This is a genomic window from Bacteroidota bacterium, from assembly GCA_034723125.1.
In the GTDB taxonomy this organism is placed as follows: Bacteria; Bacteroidota; Bacteroidia; order CAILMK01; family JAAYUY01; genus JAYEOP01.
Map to the genome: position 1 here is coordinate 1 of JAYEOP010000154.1, position 1,478 is coordinate 1,478.

2 protein-coding genes are annotated in these 1,478 nt (G+C 29.3%); both read left to right on the forward strand.

Annotated features, from left to right (window positions below; translation table 11 throughout):
- The first annotated feature begins 21 nt into the window (after nt 1–21).
- The gene (gene ubiE / locus U9R42_04525; GenBank protein MEA3495281.1) at nt 22–753 is read left to right on the forward strand and encodes a bifunctional demethylmenaquinone methyltransferase/2-methoxy-6-polyprenyl-1,4-benzoquinol methylase UbiE; all 732 of its coding nucleotides are present in this window, start codon (nt 22–24) and stop codon (nt 751–753) included.
- Nucleotides 726–1,436 carry an outer membrane beta-barrel protein gene (locus tag U9R42_04530; protein ID MEA3495282.1) on the forward strand — a complete coding sequence of 237 codons (711 nt, stop codon included), beginning with the start codon at nt 726–728 and terminating at the stop codon, nt 1,434–1,436. Before ubiE ends, U9R42_04530 begins: the two co-directional genes overlap by 28 nt.
- The last annotated feature ends 42 nt before the right edge of the window (nt 1,437–1,478 follow it).

A 1,478-nucleotide genomic window follows, 5' to 3' on the forward strand; every position in this document is an offset into this window, starting at 1 on the left:
GGAATTTTGCAATAAAAAGGTATGATGAAAAACAAAGTAGCTGATAAATCAGATTTTCGTTTAAGTAAAAAAGATGTAGGCGAAATGTTTAATTCAATTTCGGAAAAATATGATTGCTTGGATCACATAATGTCTCTTGGAATTGATAGGAGATGGAGGAAACTGGTCGTAAAAATATTAAAAGAGGATATGCCTGAAACTATTCTTGATATTGCTACAGGCACTGCCGATTTGGCAATAACAACAGCCAAAATTCTTAAACCAAAGAGAATTATAGGGATAGATATAGCTTCAAAAATGATTGATGTAGGAAAAATAAAAGTTTTTTCAGAGGGTGTGGCTGATATTGTAGAACTAATGCAAGGTGATGCTGAACAACTGGATTTTGAAGATAACAGCTTTGATGCAGTTATGGTATCTTTCGGAGTTAGAAATTTTGAAGATCTCGCCAAAGGTTTAAGTGAAATGAACAGAGTTTTGAAAAAAGGTGGTAAGGCTGTAATTCTTGAGTTTTCATTACCTGAAAATATTTTTATAAAATGGTTTTATTTACTATACTTCAATAAGGTTGTACCTTTTATTGGAGGATTAATTTCAAAAAATAAATTAGCATACAAATATTTACCAGGCTCAGTGTCGGAATTTCCTTATGGGGAAAACTTTTTAAATATTATGAGTGATAATGGATTTAAGTATGTAAATTGTAAAAAATTAAATCAAGGAATTTGTTCAATATACACAGGAAAAAAATAAATTCGTCAATTTTTATTGTTCTGTTTTTTATTAATTTCGGAACATATTCTCAAACAAAAAATTTAGAAAGGTTTGATTATGGGAGAAAACTACACTTTGGTTTTACCATTGGAACAAATGTTTCTGATTTTAAATATGAATTTTCTGATAACTTTTATTATAACGATTCACTACTAACAGTTGATGTGAGTACTTATCCGGGAATTACTCTCGGTGCTATTTCCGACCTTCATTTAGGAGAGTTTTTTGACATTAGAGTAATACCTTCATTAGTTCTTACTGAAAGGAGTGTTAAATATAAGTTTACAAATGATTATTCAACAAAAAAGAGTGTAGAATCAATTTTTGCTGAACTACCTGTACTTTTAAAATTTAAATCCACAAGGCATGGTAACCTTAGGTTTTATGTTATAGGTGGTGGAAAAGTATCTTATGATTTTGGTTCCAATGCAAGAAGTAACAGGGACCCCAACAATCCGATTATTGCTATTAAACCTTGGGCTTATGCTTATGAATTCGGTTGTGGCTTGGATATGTATTTTTATTGGTTTAAATTTTCTCCCGAAATAAAACTCTCAAAAGGAATAAATAGCATCCTTTCACCTTATCATGATGTTTATTCTAATGTATTTGAAAACATATATTCTAATTTTATTTATTTCTCTTTTAATTTTGAAGGATAAAATTTTATCAATACTTTATAAATGAATGAATTTCAAAAAGAT

What these genes read in the sequence shown, in the direction of transcription:
- ubiE (MEA3495281.1), top strand. Translation starts at nt 22, where the DNA reads ATGATGAAAAACAAAGTAGCTGATAAATCAGATTTTCGTTTAAGTAAA.